Origin of the sequence: Chroococcus sp. FPU101 (genome assembly GCF_017312365.1) — a bacterium.
Classification (GTDB): domain Bacteria; phylum Cyanobacteriota; class Cyanobacteriia; order Cyanobacteriales; family Microcystaceae; genus Chroococcus.
Genome location: NZ_BLJI01000058.1, coordinates 1 through 14,242 on the forward strand (window position 1 = coordinate 1; position 14,242 = coordinate 14,242).

General features: G+C 39.7%; 14 protein-coding genes and 1 pseudogene. 12 read left to right on the forward strand and 3 right to left on the reverse strand.

The genetic code is table 11. From position 1 onward, the window contains the following. The coding region (locus CFPU101_RS23645) for a lipopolysaccharide assembly protein LapB (protein ID WP_206818116.1) at positions 1–1,004 on the reverse strand (1,004 nt) is incomplete at its 3' end. Between the two features lie 71 nt (positions 1,005–1,075). On the opposite strand from CFPU101_RS23645, the gene CFPU101_RS23650 reads away from it, so the two are divergent. The 3 genes and pseudogenes from CFPU101_RS23650 (at position 1,076) to CFPU101_RS23660 (ending at position 3,934) form a co-directional block, all read left to right on the forward strand. Continuing rightward, entirely contained in the window at positions 1,076–1,243 is a 168-nt protein-coding gene (locus CFPU101_RS23650; RefSeq protein WP_206818118.1) for a hypothetical protein, read from the forward strand. Positions 1,244–1,255: 12 nt separating this feature from the next. Further along, positions 1,256–1,801, forward strand: a pseudogene (locus CFPU101_RS23655) (DUF928 domain-containing protein); the annotation flags it as partial. A 3-nt stretch (positions 1,802–1,804) separates the two neighbouring features. Continuing rightward, entirely contained in the window at positions 1,805–3,934 is a 2,130-nt protein-coding gene (locus tag CFPU101_RS23660; protein ID WP_206818120.1) for a CHASE2 domain-containing protein, read from the forward strand. Between the two features lie 63 nt (positions 3,935–3,997). On the opposite strand, the gene CFPU101_RS23665 is transcribed toward CFPU101_RS23660, so the two are convergent. Together CFPU101_RS23665 and CFPU101_RS23670 are read right to left on the reverse strand one after the other, a co-directional pair. Further along, positions 3,998–5,677: a DNA sulfur modification protein DndB gene (locus CFPU101_RS23665; protein WP_206818122.1), complete on the reverse strand. Its 1,680-nt coding sequence runs from the start codon at positions 5,675–5,677 to the stop codon at positions 3,998–4,000. Between the two features lie 3 nt (positions 5,678–5,680). Next, positions 5,681–6,235: a GIY-YIG nuclease family protein gene (locus tag CFPU101_RS23670; protein ID WP_206818124.1), complete on the reverse strand. Its 555-nt coding sequence runs from the start codon at positions 6,233–6,235 to the stop codon at positions 5,681–5,683. 173 nt (positions 6,236–6,408) lie between these two features. Between CFPU101_RS23670 and CFPU101_RS23675 the strand changes: the two genes are divergently transcribed. Genes CFPU101_RS23675 through CFPU101_RS23715 form a run of 9 tightly spaced genes read left to right on the forward strand, consistent with a single transcriptional unit; the run spans position 6,409 to position 14,184 of the window. Then, a complete protein-coding gene (locus CFPU101_RS23675) occupies positions 6,409–7,200 on the forward strand; it encodes a type IV secretory system conjugative DNA transfer family protein (RefSeq protein ID WP_242578225.1) in 792 nt (263 codons plus the stop codon). A 9-nt stretch (positions 7,201–7,209) separates the two neighbouring features. After that, a complete protein-coding gene (locus CFPU101_RS23680; protein ID WP_206818126.1) occupies positions 7,210–8,088 on the forward strand; it encodes a hypothetical protein in 879 nt (292 codons plus the stop codon). A gap of 12 nt (positions 8,089–8,100) precedes the next feature. Then, positions 8,101–9,186 (forward strand): hypothetical protein, encoded by a 1,086-nt coding sequence (locus tag CFPU101_RS23685; RefSeq protein ID WP_206818128.1) that lies wholly within the window; start codon positions 8,101–8,103, stop codon positions 9,184–9,186. A gap of 30 nt (positions 9,187–9,216) precedes the next feature. Next, a complete protein-coding gene (locus tag CFPU101_RS23690; RefSeq protein WP_206818130.1) occupies positions 9,217–10,179 on the forward strand; it encodes a hypothetical protein in 963 nt (320 codons plus the stop codon). Between the two features lie 4 nt (positions 10,180–10,183). Next, a complete protein-coding gene (locus CFPU101_RS23695; RefSeq protein ID WP_206818133.1) occupies positions 10,184–11,668 on the forward strand; it encodes a hypothetical protein in 1,485 nt (494 codons plus the stop codon). Between the two features lie 12 nt (positions 11,669–11,680). Beyond that, complete coding sequence (locus CFPU101_RS23700) at positions 11,681–12,448, forward strand: hypothetical protein (RefSeq protein ID WP_206818135.1); 768 nt, start codon at positions 11,681–11,683, stop codon at positions 12,446–12,448. A gap of 47 nt (positions 12,449–12,495) precedes the next feature. After that, the gene (locus tag CFPU101_RS23705) at positions 12,496–13,578 is read left to right on the forward strand and encodes a hypothetical protein (protein ID WP_206818137.1); all 1,083 of its coding nucleotides are present in this window, start codon (positions 12,496–12,498) and stop codon (positions 13,576–13,578) included. A 15-nt stretch (positions 13,579–13,593) separates the two neighbouring features. Beyond that, positions 13,594–13,887 carry a hypothetical protein gene (locus CFPU101_RS23710; RefSeq protein ID WP_206818139.1) on the forward strand — a complete coding sequence of 98 codons (294 nt, stop codon included), beginning with the start codon at positions 13,594–13,596 and terminating at the stop codon, positions 13,885–13,887. Between the two features lie 15 nt (positions 13,888–13,902). Continuing rightward, a complete protein-coding gene (locus tag CFPU101_RS23715; RefSeq protein ID WP_206818141.1) occupies positions 13,903–14,184 on the forward strand; it encodes a hypothetical protein in 282 nt (93 codons plus the stop codon). Positions 14,185–14,242: the final 58 nt, after the last annotated feature.

Below are 14,242 nucleotides of genomic sequence, written 5' to 3' on the forward strand. Positions count from 1 at the left end.
CTAATTCGCAACTTAGTATCACCTAGTTGATGAGCAATTCCTATTCCCTTTTCAAGAATCTCAATTGCTTCACTTTCATCTATCAATGCAGCTAGATTGATCAACTCATAGACTTGACGACGAGAATTAGGCAACAGTTTAAGAATTGAGCCTACAGAAGTACGATAATCTATAGTCGGATTTAACTTCATTAACTGTAATCTGGCTCTAACCGCCGACAAACTATTAAGGTTGCGACTTACTTCCACTGCTTGAGTTGCTGTAGCCAAAGCCGATCGCCGATCTTCTTCAGCTAAACTTAAAAGATAATTGGCTTGCGTTTCATCTTCTTCTAGTTGTGCTGCTTGCGCTTCATCTAAAGCTTTCAACTGACGCTTAGAAAATGTATTGCTGAGATTGTTTAAGGTGATAGTCGTTAAATCAGGATGGTTTAATTGCTCAAACAAATTAAGACTCGTTTTATAGGCTTTGATGGCTTTGTCATAGTCTCCTGAAAGGGTATGACTGGTTCCTAGAATATCCCAGGCAATTGCTTGTGTTTTCAGTTCTTGATTATTCTCGGCTAATTTTATGGCTTCTTCAAGCAAGGGTATTGCTCGTCTAAATTGACCTAAAGCATTGTAAGTCTGTCCTAAATCGCTCAGAACAGCGATTAATTGCGGTTGGAGAGCTTGACTGTTCTGATTACGATAAATTTCAAGTGCGGCTTTCCAATTTTTGATTGCTTTATTCAATTGACCACTTTCACGATATGAAGCTGCTAAATAGCACTGGATTGTTGCTTGATCGATTCCTTCAGATGTAGTTAATAAATTTTCTAGTAAGCTGATTGCCTGTTGAAACTGACCCTTTAAGTAATAATTTTGAGCCTGTTGGACTGATTGAGTGACATCAGCTACTTCTCCTCGGATTGGCTGGATAAACAGATAGTGAATCCACAAAATTAAGAGTAAGCTACTCCAGAATAGAAAAGAAATGTACCATTTTTTAGATTGCTTAATCATCCTTTTTGCTGATTCTGAAGTGTTCATCAATCGGCTTAGATTAATTTAAACTGCTATGATGATAACGATCAATGTATCAAAAACTGTTCATTATTTTTACTAATATTTGTTCGTTGGGACTAATTCAACTATTAGGCTTACTTTTTTGGTCAGAAATGACAATGGCTCAAGGAAAGTCAGGCTATGTTCCTCCTCCACCTGCTAAAGAGCGTCGCCAGAGTGTAACTTCAGGTGGTTAAAGAGGATGTCCGAACCAAAGGGAAGTATCTCTCACCTTACTTGTCCCAAGTTATCATATTCCAACTACGATTTCCCCACATCCTACTTTACTCTTATATATTGACAATATTCCCTCCCAACCCCTACTTTTTACTCTAGTGGAACTTGGTGTGAGTGAACCGCTACTAGAGAACAAGTTGACGGTTAAACGACCTGGGATCATTCAAATTAATTTACCTTCAGACCGCCCTACACTAGAAGTTAATAAAGAATACTATTGGACTGTCGCCATTCTCTGTAATGAGAAACGACCCTCAGAAAATGCTTATGCACGTGCAGTTATTAAACGAATCCCCTTGACGACTGAATTACGCCAAAAACTAAATGCTACGAGTAATCCTCTTACTAAAGCGCAAATTTTTGCCCAATCAGGTATTTGGTATGATGCTATCACGACCAGCTATCAAGCTTATACCGAAGCTCCTAACTCTAATGCCCCTGCTTATTTTTGGCAGTTATTACAGCAAATTGGCTTAAACAAGAGCCGTCTGATGGAAAAGTTTGCAAATCACCGATAGCTTATGTTTGAGCAATTTAAGAGATTAGTTTGGGAATGGCGAGGAGCAATAATCACAGTTTCTAATGTAACCGCGTTAATTACTCTAGTACGCTTGCTCGGCTGGTTTCAGCCTTTAGCATGGTCAAGTTTAGATCTACTCTTTAAAATTCGCCCTCAAGAACCGCCCGATAACAGAATTATCATTGTCGGTTTAGAAGAAACAGACATACAAAAATATAAACAGTGGCCAATCAGCGATCATCTTTTAGCTAAACTAATTACTAAAATCAAAACTCAAAATCCAAGAGTTATTGGTTTAGATCTACACCGAGATATTCCAGTTCCTCCAGGTTATAAAGAACTAACTAAAGTCTTTAAAACAACGCCTCATTTAATTGGTATTCAAAAAGTTAGTGGTGACCAATTTTATCCAACTATTGCACCTCCCCCCATTTTAAAAGAATTAGGACAAGTGAGTGCTAGTGATTTAGTTATTGATCGAGATGGGGTTCTCCGTCGTGCGATTCTTTTTCCGCGAACCCCAGAACAACCAGCTTTACCGAGTTTTGGACTAGCGGTAGCTTTTGAATATTTGAAAAAAGAGAGAATTCATCCAACTCCGTCTACTGATGGTGGTTGGTTAAAATTAGGTAATACTATTTTTTATCCGTTACAAAAAAATGAAGGTAGCTATCTTAATGTAGGAACGGCTGAATATCAGATTATTCTCAATTATCGAGGAGCAAAACAAGCTTTCCAAAAAGTTAGTTTTACTCAGGTTTTAGAAAATGAAATCGCTGCCGATTTATTTAAAGATAAAATTGTCTTAATTGGTTCAAGAGCGATTAGCTTAAAAGACTACTTTTATACTCCTTATAGTAAGGGCGAAAATTCATCTCCTCTACTAACTTATGGTGTAGAAATTCATGCTAATGTAACCAGCCAGATTATTAGTACCGTACTTGATCATAGATCACTGATTAGAACTTGGCCTGAACCTGTAGAATACCTCTGGATTTTTGGGTGGATTTTACTTCCATCCGTTTGGGCATGGCAATGGCGTACTACTCAAAATGCAATTAAGCTATTCTCGATTATTAGTTTAGGAACAATAGCTTTCTCAGTTATTTTACTGGTAAGTGTTTATCTGGCTTTTCTAAATGCTTGGTGGATTTCTGTTATTTCTCCGCTTTTTGGTCTAGGGTTATCAAGTATTATTATCTCTTTTACTATTTATATCAGTCGCCTTCAGGAAGCTAATTTAAGCTTAGAGAAAAAAGTCAAAGAACGAACTCAAGAATTAGAAGAAAATAATCAACAACTTAAGTCAACTTTGCATCAGCTAGAAAATACTCAACAACAAATTATTGCTCAAGAAAAATTAGCTTACTTAGGGGTTATCAGTGCGGGAATTACGCATGAAATCAGAAATCCTGTTAATCTTATTAAAAATTTTGCTGACCTATCATTAGAGTTAGAACAGGAGTTACAAGAATTATTGAAAAATGTTCCAGAAAGTTTGAATGACGAAGAATCTCAAAATATTCATGAATCTCTATCCTTAATCCTTGAGAATCTTGTAACTATTAAAAATCAAACTCAACGAATTGATCTTATTATTAAGGCTCTCCTTCCACAAGCTAATACTCAAGACTTAACGCCAAGCTTAACTAATATTAATCAACTTCTTGATACGGCATATAAGTTAGTTCATCATAGTAAAAAATCACACAATAATACAGTTAAAATTAAATTAGTTACTAATTATGCTCCTTCTTTAAAAAATATAAAAGTAGTAGTTCCCGAACTGACTCAGGCATTAATTAATATTATTGATAATGCTTATGATGCTGTTACACTAAAACAACAAACTCACTCAGATAACTATAAACCTACTATTTCACTAATCACTAAAGATTTGGGAGCATCTGTAGAGATTGGGATCTACGATAACGGATTAGGAATACCGTTGGAACTACAAACACAAATTTTTCAACCCTTTGTTACTACTAAACTGCGAGGCTCAGGAACGGGCTTAGGTCTGTCAATTACTCACGATATTATTGTTGGCAAGCATCGCGGTGAACTCAAGTTTGAAACTGAAGTAGGATGTTACACCAAGTTTATTGTTACTCTACCTAAAAAACTTTAGATATATATCTCAACAAGCAAGAGGACAAAAAGACCATGAAAGTTCCTTATTTTTATTGCTTCATTAATCTTGCTCTTCCTCAGTTTCTTGAAAAATATCCTCATCATCTTCAATCTCATCAGATTCCTCGTCATCTTCATCAGAAAAATCAAATAAATCTCGCTCTTCAAAAAACACCTCATCATCTTCATCAGAAGAATCAAGCGAATCTCGAACTTCAGCAAATAATTCATCTGATTCAGAAGATTCCTTGATCTGCTCATTAATTAATTCAACTTTAGGTAATATCACATGATATTCTTTTCTCCAAGTAGAAATTAAATTTTCATTCCAGTTAACTTGATTACTAATTTCATCTTTAGTACGTTTTATTAAATCTCTCACACCTTCAGAGGAATCAAGCAATATCATTTTGATAAGCTCTATACATCTCTCAGAGCCAGAGCCTTTGTTTATCATGTTTAGTTTTACATTTGACTCCACTAAAATATAAGACCAATGCGGTTGATCACGATTGAAAAAGTTGCTTTCATCCATTTTAGTAATACTATCTGAGATGGCGTTAAGAGTTTCTGGAATACGATATTCTGCAGATATCCTAAGCAAGAATCTTGAAATAGCGAAAAAAAGAATTTTTTGTCCTAAAATAGTATACAGAATGCTAGAATAACGTAATGTTTTTATACTTGTTTTTTGGCTTGTAGTCAATCGAGGTTGCTTCGGTTGGATAGGAATATTTATTCCTAAGTGATCAATTTGTGTTCTCCAATCCTTAAATGGCTGAAGTTCAGTGAAAAACCATTTAAGTAATGCTTTTGTGCCTATTTTAAGAAGTTTGGGATGAGATTCATAATAATCATCCAGAGCTTTATTACGCTCGATTGGTGCATTGAATGATTTCTTTAAAGCTTCCTTCTGATAATCTTTTAATAGTTCAATAGTACATTGGCTAACAAAATCTAAATGCGTTAGATAAGGCTCTGACTGGTTCAATTGTGGTGATGTGGAAGACCATCTAATGAATTTCTCTTCAAGCACTTTTTCCTCTAAAAGCTTTCTAGGAATTAATGCTGATATTTTACTGTCATCAAGTAATAGTTGGGTCTGTTTATCAATTGATTTTGCAGTCTTGTTTATAACTGTAAAGATATTGCGAGTTGCTTTGATTATCTCATCTCTTACAGTTTCGCTTAAATCTGCATGACCAACCCTACCAAGATCTCCAAATACTAAATAAACAACAGGTATATCAAAGATTTCTAAGCAATTGAAGTTGTCATTTATTTGTTGAGGGCTTAACGGTTCTTTTCCAGTATGAGCATCCCAATATCTTTTTAATGAAAGAAGTCTATGTTGACCATCAATGACAATTCTAGCTACGTTTTTATATAACTTTAAATTGACCCATTTTTCTACGACTTTTCCTTGGCTTTTAACTTCCTCAAAGTCCCAAAATTCTCTTTGATTATTCGAGTTAGGTAAAAGTACCACTACAATTGAATTAAAAAAGCGAATTCCACCTTGTGCTAGGTAAGAAAATATCTCTACATTTGCTCTGTTTTCATCTAATTTTCTCTGAACTCGTTCAGAAAAGTTCCAACTGTTTTGAATTTCATCGGCAAATTGAATGTTTTCAACAGCATCACTTTGATCGAGAGTTGATATGAAATATCTAACCTCACCAAAAGTCCCACTAATCGCTTTATATTCAATCGTCTCTGGAGACTGATTATCTAATTCCATTTTTTAACTCCTTTGTGTATTAAATTTAGGTTGACATAGTTGAATTAAAAGACTTTCTAATTCTCTGGAAATATTTTTTGGACAGGGTAAGCAGACGAATAAAAATTCATCATTAGCTTTTAAGTCTGCGTATTTTGAGAAAAATCCGTCATCTCGCTCCAAATGCTGTACATATCTATTTCTTAAGTTAGTAGCTGTACCAATGTAATCTGGACGTTGAAAAATACTACATGATATTAGGAGATTTTTTAACATTCTTCGTTCTTTAGGTTGAGAAACAGTTTTGAGAAATTGAGACATTCTTTGAGACAAACAAACTGATTCTCCACAAGTATCGATAATGAACTTGCTTTTATTATCTTCTTCCAAAAATTTTGTTTTAAATACTGTACTTTTGATGCGAGTATCTATATCATCAGACAAATTGTCTTCTAAAAAGTCAAATGCATGATAGAAAGCATAAATACCTGATGTTTCAGGAAGCTTATAGGCGGCGGATATAGTTGCTGTTACTACGATAAAATTCCTAAAGAAATTATCGTGTACTGTTTCTTCCATATGTGTACGCTTAAAAGAATCACCTAGTCACTAGGAGTGTCATTCTTAGTATTCCTCCAAACTGAATTAGATTATCTAGTTGATTTCACTACAATTTAGAGTAAATTAAATCAAAGTATTCAGTATATTTACGCAAAAATACTATTGCCAGTGAGCTTCCTGAAGATTTTGCCATGAATGAGGAAGCCCTTGAAAATACATTATATTTTGTCAAACTGAGGCTGAGTTACTGGTTACACAGTGAAATCGGCTCTGCAATCGGCTCTCCTAGTACGGTTAAACCTGATGCCAAACTGATTGTCTTTGCGCTAACGGCTCTCAAAGAAGATGAATCTGAGATCTTTGCCCTTATTGCTTTTACGGCTGCTTACAGTCGCTCATTGGAGTATCCCCGTAGTCTCTTTTTCATTGATGAGTCACCCATTCTGATTAAGTTTCCCGCGATCGCTAAAATTGTCGCTGCTCTGTTTGCAAACGGTTCTAAGTCGGGAATTCGGGTTGTACTAAGTGCTCAAGCTCCCGATCAACTGGCTCAAAGTGCCGCCACTAGAGGCGATATCTTGCAGAATATGCACTATCGATTTTTGGGGCGAGTCGAAGAGACTGCAATTGAATCGTGTTGTCGGATTCTTGGTGTGTCTGAAACTATGGTTAAACGTTGTGCTGAGTTTGAACCCGATCGTGTACAAGGAAAAACTCAGTGGCTTTTCTACGATGGTAGCCGCTATACCTTTGTCAATTACTACGCGCCTCCCGTACAGCTTGCGACTTTGGCTAACAACACAGATGAAGCCAAAGTGAGAACCGCTTTAACCGAACACTATCCCGATAACTCATTTCTCGCCCTCTATCAGTTTTCACAAATGTACCGCAAGGCAGCACAAACACGCAAAGGCATCCTTGAAGTGTACGAGCAAGAAAAGCCGATTACCAGCCCTCAACAATCCATGCCTATCGCTTCGTGAGGTAATTTAATGATGTTTTTCCAATCAAATGTTCCTAAATTAAAACTATCAGCAAAACAGAAAAAGCTTACTACGCTTGGGCTAATTGTTGCAGCCATTCTCTCCCCAACAGCCGTTTTCGCTTTCAACTCTTCTTTTATCGATCTAGCTAATAAACTTTCTGGAGGATGGACAGGAGAGGCTTTAGATCTTTACAAGGAAGTCAAGGGATATGTCGAAGATATTACTAATTCAGATGGTCGAGAACTTTTACAGCTTGTCCTTGATAAATATATGGGAACTTGCAATGGAAGCAATAATCAATACATTACTGCGCCTGAAGGACTCTGCGGACAACTTACTGCTGATGGTTCAAAATTAGGCGATCTTCTTGAAACAGCAAGAGGAACGCTGAATATTCCAATTCCACTTGACTATCAAAAAGAAATCCGCTATGAACTCGAGCAGAGTAATAAGCTTCCAGTCTGGGGATACTACACCAATTCAGGACAAGTTCAAGGCCTAGCGATGAATGCAGGAGATCGAGGAGTTACAGCACTTCATGCCGATACGATTCTGGGTGAAGATGGACAGCAGCAGGTATCAGACTCTTTAGAAAATGCGGCCGAGGTCACTCAATCGATTTTAGAAACAGGTGAAGAAGCTTTAAAAGCCGAAAGTACACAAGATGCGGTGAAGATTCTAGCTTGGACAACTGCCCAGCAAGCCATTCTGGCACAGCAGCAAGTCAAAGATGGTCAAATGAGCCGTGTTGACTCACAAATTGCCAATCTAAATTTGTCCAACATCTCAGAAACACTTGATGAGCAACGCTCAGACCGTTATGCAAAAGAGCGTGTTAACGTAGAAGGTTTTGTGAATGCCGCAACGAGAGCAGGTTTGTTTTAAGGAGGTGAAGCTGTGTCTATTTTTCCACCACTGCTTGGTGCGACCTTAAGTGATGTCTTGCAAAATGGTCTCGAAGATGCTCAAAAAGTCTCTCAGACTTGGGACAATAACTGGAACCTTGTTTTTGGCAATGGTTCGGTTGGCGGTCAGACCCTTTATGCTGCTATTACTAACTTGGGCTTACTTTTTGCTGTTGCAGCCCTGATCCTGTCTGGCGTTCGGATTTATCGTGCTTTAAACGAATCTCGACCCGTCGATGCAGTAGCCGTCTTTTGGGCAGTTCTTGCAATCAGTCTTTTTGCAGGCCAGGGAGCATTGTTAGCGATCTGCGTGATTCAGCTTCGCTCTTTAGTCAATCAAGTTTCTAACGGGGTTTTGGCTGGAACACTGGCTGGAGTCAAGATCGATGAAGTGTTAAAGGAATTGCAGGGCGGGATGATTCTAAAAAGTGTTCTGGAGTTCATCTACAAGCCCTGTTTGTCGATGCAAGGACAAGATCAAGTCGCTTGTTTGCAGGGTGCAGCAGGACAGGCTGATGTCATTGCTGATACGATTGGGGCGGCCTTCGGCCCGCTTAACTGGATTGGCAGTATTATTGATCGCTTTAAAGATGCAGGCAATGCTTTGCAACAGGGTGATTCTTTTAGCCTCGTCGGACTTTTTTCTCCTGTCTGGCAACCCATTGTCTACTCGATTCTCTACTGGTGTATGCAAGCCTATCAACACCTGCTAGAGGCTGTGCTTTTAGTAGTTGGACTGATGTCTCCTCTTGCGGTGGGCGGTAGTCTCTATTTTTTCGGGGTCAATTCTCTCGTTGCATGGCTGACTGGGTTTTTCTCTGTAGCACTAGCCAAGATTTGTTTTAACATTCTCGTCGGTCTAGCTGCGGTCACAGCGACCAACTCTGGGGTTAACGATCCAGGCTGGTTCCCCTTGTTTGTCGGAGTTTTTGCTCCTATTATTTCCTTCTCCCTAGCATCAGGTTCAGGGTTTGTCGTCTGGACAGCCTTTACCAGTATCGTTGGCGGCACTGTTACTGCTGGGGCTTCTGCCGTGATGACAGGTGGGATTCCTTTATCTGCCCCATCTCGAAATTAATCGATTATTCTTTTATCCCGTGAGGATATTATGTCATTTAAACTTTTCGGACATAAAAATGAAAATGTTTCAAGTGCCAATGCCGATCGTTCTCAAATCTCCTTACAGCACATTCGCAAATCTTTTGAAAAGAGGACTAATCTTTTAGGATTGTGGGCATTTTTACTCTTAAATCTGGGCGTTTTGGCGTTGGTCTTTGGCTCTAATTTAATTGTCCTCGTCCAAGCAGGACGAATTGCCAATAAACCAGGAGCAATTCTGGTGGAGCAATCGGATGGAAGGGGTTTTTTAGTCGATGCAATTCCTGCAACACAAAGAACGCCTAAAGCCATTCAGCGATTTACATCAGATCTTCTGACGGCTATGTTTACTGCCGCTCCCATTTCGCAAAAAAAGAGTTCATCACAGCGATTGGGTTTTGAATCACAGGGGCAATTTGATGCTGGCATTCGCGTTCCAAAACTAAAAGGTTCCGAAGGTGGAGATCGCGTTACAGTCAGTGCTTATGTTGTTGTTATGGGTGCCATTGCCCCAGAGTTTAGAGATGCTTTTCTCTCTCGACTAGCGACAATTACCCCTCAAGGTGTATTTACAGGTAATACACAAATTTTCTTCAAGATTGATTTTATTGGGGAGCCAATTCCGATTGAAGGGAAGCCTGGACAGTCGACGGTAACTGTTGTTGGGGCGCGTTATATCCTTGATGGCGATTTGGCTAGTTCTTCAAATCCTTTATCTCAAATTGAACCACAGCCTTTTCGTCAAGTTTTGTATCTCCAATCCGTTAATCCTCAGTTCGAGCCACTTCCTGACATTTCTACAGAACTGCAAAAAGAGATTTTTGAGATTACTGCGATCGGACTTCGGATTGTGAAAATGGCTCCTATTGATACCACCATACCGCGTGGGGGAGATTTTCTGGAATTACCTGAGAGTACACCTCAAAAAAATTCAAAGCCAACCGACGAATCAACCCCTAAAAGCAAGGAATAACACTATGTCTGACAAACTCAAACAGATTCAAGATGTTCTGGGGTTCAATGGTTCCTCAACCAAAAACACTACGAATAGCAATACTGCTCCTGCTGAACCAACCAGTACAATACAGGCAACAACTCCTGATGTTCCGCTTGATGCCGACTTAGAAGAGGAGTTTCAGCAACACTTCACCTATCACAGTTTTGCGAGTCACCCTTTAAGTAAGCTTTCACTGGTAGCACTGGGTACCGCAGGAGTCGTTGGTTTTCTTGTCCTTTTTTATAGTTTATTTCAAAATCCAATGGGGAACTTGCAGGCTTCAAACGGAGGTGCAAAAAGTCGAGATGCTCAAACCGAAGAATTATTCGCTCAAGAGCCTGAAAAGAGGGAAAAAGAAGAACTTTTAGCTCAATTAGCACTTTCTCAACAAGCACAACAGATGAAACGCCATCAACTAGACAAAAAATCCGATGCACCTGCACAACCTTCACTTAAGGAAAAACCAGAAAGCCCCAAAGCGAAAATCAGTCAGCAAAATGTGACTCCAACGTCTCCACGAAAAACTAGAGCAGTTGTAAGGCAGTCATCGAGAGACTTTACCACTAATTCTTCCTATAACCAACGTCCTTATCCTGTTAATTCAATATCTACTAACCCAAGAAGAATTGTATCTCGACTGCCTACAGTTCGCTCTGTCCAGCCAAGTTCAAAAGCAATCGATCCTCAAAAACAGTGGCAAGATTTAGCTGCTCTCGGTTCGTTTAAAGCGAAAGGAAATAATATCAGTGCGTCATCTCCTAGACCCATTTCTTTAGTTGCCGAAACGGATGATCAAACTGCTGTCAGCGATGAGCCTTCAACGGTTTTAGTCTCTCAGCAAAAAGTTACCTCAAATTATTCTTATCAAGATGTTCCAGTACAAAAACTAAACGGACGAATTGAAGGAGGTCTTGCTGTACCAGCTAATACCAGTGTTTCACCTAGTCGTGACTCTGAAGAAATTTTGGTTTCTATCGTCCTGAATGAACCAATTAAAGATCGACTCTCAAAGTCATTGGTTCCTACTGGAGCAAGACTAACGGCTATGGTGAAAGTTAACGGCCCAATGATCTCTTTTATACCTCGTAAACTCGCTTACGAGATTGAAGGGCAATATCAAGAAGTAGAACTGCAACCCGATGCGATCGCTATCTCTGGTAAAGATGGCCCAGTCCTTGCTGAAGTCCGAACGGTTGGTGAAGATGGTGGCGGACTTTCAGCTAACCAATTAGGACAACTGGCTGGTGCATTAGGTGGATTAGCTGGAATTGAAAAAGCAACAAATTTAGCTCTAGTGTTTAATGCACTTAGTGGTGGAAGTAATCGCCGCACTCAGAATAATGGCATTCGGATCTACACAGTCAATGATGGCACTTCTGTAACAGTAAGGTTGACTCGTCCTTTAGCTTTACCTCCTGGCGCATCTACGACTGAAACGGCTACTCCAGAATTAGATTTTGAATAGGAGAAACACTTCATGCAACAAACATTACCTATATTGTTGTGTGCTTCAGTATTCTCTTTGAATTGCAATACGATGGCACAAGCTCAAGCACGTCCTACGACAAACTATAGCCGAAACTTCAACGCCAGCCAAATAGAAGCTCGTCAAGGAAAGTTTCCCACTTTAATGGTTTGGCCAGGTGCAGGATTAACCGTCAATCTATCAGGTCTTGCCAATGAATATGTTAAGCAAATTTGGCTTGACGATCCTTCAAAACTGACTCTTGACTATGCGGGTAATTTGTGCGTAGCCCTACCCTGTGCGGGAGGTGTGAAAGTGCTGCATCTGAAACGGATTACTGGCTTGCAGTTTCAAAATCTTCCCGCTACATCTTTAACAACACTAACGGTGGTGACACTTTCCCAACAAGGTGAACGGATTTACAAATTCATTCTTACGTACGGCAAAGGGCGACCACAATACCTTGTTGCTAATTTACTGCCGACTGTAGCCTCGAAACCGTCTAGCCTACCGCGTCTTACGCTGACGAGCCAAACCACAAATCGGGGAATTCCTCTTTCACCCGAACGGATTGCTCTTTACGAAAAAGGACTAACACGCGCTCAACAAGAACTGAATACTACTACCAAAAATCGGCTTGTTTTGACTCGTGTTGAACTATTTTTAGAGGATCTTAAAACAGGCTATGGCGAGGAAGAGGCGCGAGGGCGAAACAATCTTTCTCAAGATACACTTGAGCGCATTCTTCAACTAGGCACTCAATCAGAAGCCGTCAATTAAAAGCGATCGTTCTTAACTTTTTTATAATTCAAATTGTGAAGGTCTTTATGGTTTCCGATTATCTAAAACATCTGACTACTCTCCTGCTTGCAGGCACACTCGCCTCATTTGTACTGCTACCCCCTCGCCCAGTCAAAGCCCAAACGCCCAATTTTGCGGAGCTTTCAATTTCCGACCTCGGTACAGTAATGCGTGATGGCTCTTTTGGAGATATTTCTTGGCGTGCTGGAACACCTGCTTCTGAAATCCTGCAATTAGGCACTTTTTCTGATACCAAATTACCTCAGATGTCGATGGGGTATATTCTTAAAGAGATTGGTCTTTCCCCTGAGCAAGTTTCTTTAGAAGCGGCATCTTTTCTCAAAAAACTTTCACTGAAGGATTTTGTCGATACCATCCCTTCGTTGGGTTCAACTCGATTAAAGCAGGTTGCTCCTTTTAAAGCACTCATCAAACAACAGTTTGGGACTGATGTATCTGAGAATCTATCTAACCGAACGCTTTCGCAACTCTCTCAAAATGCTAATTTCAGTTCTTTAACTCTAGAGGAGTTACCGACTCTAAATAATTATTCTTTGACTTCAATTCCAGGATTAAGCGAACTGCCGATAGACAAGTTTACTGATTGGGAAAGCCTACCGATTTCTAATATTCCTGGACTCGACCAACTTCCTTTTAAAACTTATCTCTCTGATTTGATAGATGTCAACCTACCTTTAGCAATGGCAGATGTTGTGTTTTCTGATGAGGAGGCTAATCGCACCAATACCATCACTGGTAGCTATAACGAGGGATTTCAGGTTCCCTGCAATCAGTCCAACTGCGCTCATCTTGAACTTGGAGATCTACCAGGATGGCCAAAGCTGATGCAAGGTAAACAGTGGATCTCTGGTGATTCTCAGTGGGTGAGTGGGGGTTCAGGATGCCTGACAGGAAAAGAACCAACAGGGCGACATCCCTTTAGTAAAAGTTTTAAGGTCGTGCTGAATGAAACTGATGAAGCAGCAGGACAAGCTCAGTTCTCACTTTATTTTCGTTTTGCCATCTTCTGTGGCACTTCACCCTACATCATCGGGCCATTTCCGTTTTACTCCGTTAAAGAAAAAGATACGGTCATTGTTGGATTTTAAGAAGGAATATCAATTATGCAAACACATCTATTAGACCTTGAACGCTTACTAGAAGAAGCCAAAAAACTGCCACCTGCGGTCACTCCCGACTACCGATGGAGAGTTCTTGAATTTTTTTGTGACGGATATCTGGCTCACCAACAAAGCGCACTTGGCATTCACTATCAAGCCTTTGTATCAACCACATACCGCCCTCAGCAGATTGTGATTGCTTTTGATGGGATACCTGTTTTTGCGCTGAACGGCAACCAAGTTGCTCTTGACCGTCTCGTTCAGCCAATAGATCGCTACCAGTGTAAACCTTTATAACCCGAGGTAATATTGATGACTACTATCGAAAATGGAGAAGCCATTCAAGGCACTCAAAGCGCACAGCAGTTAGAAAATGAATCAATGCGGGTCATGTTTACAGCTATCAACCAATTAGCTGTAACTGTATCGGTACTGATCGAAGAAGTGAGAGCTTTACGTCAAAAGTCCGAAGAACAGCAGCAGAATCCATCACAAGAACAGCAACAAGACTCTGCTTCTGAGCAAGCCAACGATTTATCAAACTCTCCTTTATCTCCTGCTTTATACCAATTCATTAAATGTTGGGAAATTTAATAGAATTAGGGGCAAAAGCACTTATTTTTATGCCGATTGGTTTTGCGACAGAAAATCA

Excerpts from the sequence above, each read along its gene's own strand:
- CFPU101_RS23660 (WP_206818120.1), top strand. The coding sequence starts at position 1,805 with ATGTTTGAGCAATTTAAGAGATTAGTTTGGGAATGGCGAGGAGCAATA.
- CFPU101_RS23670 (WP_206818124.1), bottom strand. The coding sequence starts at position 6,235 with ATGGAAGAAACAGTACACGATAATTTCTTTAGGAATTTTATCGTAGTA.
- CFPU101_RS23710 (WP_206818139.1), top strand. The coding sequence starts at position 13,594 with ATGCAAACACATCTATTAGACCTTGAACGCTTACTAGAAGAAGCCAAA.
- CFPU101_RS23700 (WP_206818135.1), top strand. The coding sequence starts at position 11,681 with ATGCAACAAACATTACCTATATTGTTGTGTGCTTCAGTATTCTCTTTG.
- CFPU101_RS23650 (WP_206818118.1), top strand. The coding sequence starts at position 1,076 with ATGTATCAAAAACTGTTCATTATTTTTACTAATATTTGTTCGTTGGGA.
- CFPU101_RS23715 (WP_206818141.1), top strand. The coding sequence starts at position 13,903 with ATGACTACTATCGAAAATGGAGAAGCCATTCAAGGCACTCAAAGCGCA.
- CFPU101_RS23665 (WP_206818122.1), bottom strand. The coding sequence starts at position 5,677 with ATGGAATTAGATAATCAGTCTCCAGAGACGATTGAATATAAAGCGATT.
- CFPU101_RS23680 (WP_206818126.1), top strand. The coding sequence starts at position 7,210 with ATGATGTTTTTCCAATCAAATGTTCCTAAATTAAAACTATCAGCAAAA.
- CFPU101_RS23690 (WP_206818130.1), top strand. The coding sequence starts at position 9,217 with ATGTCATTTAAACTTTTCGGACATAAAAATGAAAATGTTTCAAGTGCC.
- CFPU101_RS23695 (WP_206818133.1), top strand. The coding sequence starts at position 10,184 with ATGTCTGACAAACTCAAACAGATTCAAGATGTTCTGGGGTTCAATGGT.
- CFPU101_RS23705 (WP_206818137.1), top strand. The coding sequence starts at position 12,496 with ATGGTTTCCGATTATCTAAAACATCTGACTACTCTCCTGCTTGCAGGC.
- CFPU101_RS23675 (WP_242578225.1), top strand. The coding sequence starts at position 6,409 with ATGAATGAGGAAGCCCTTGAAAATACATTATATTTTGTCAAACTGAGG.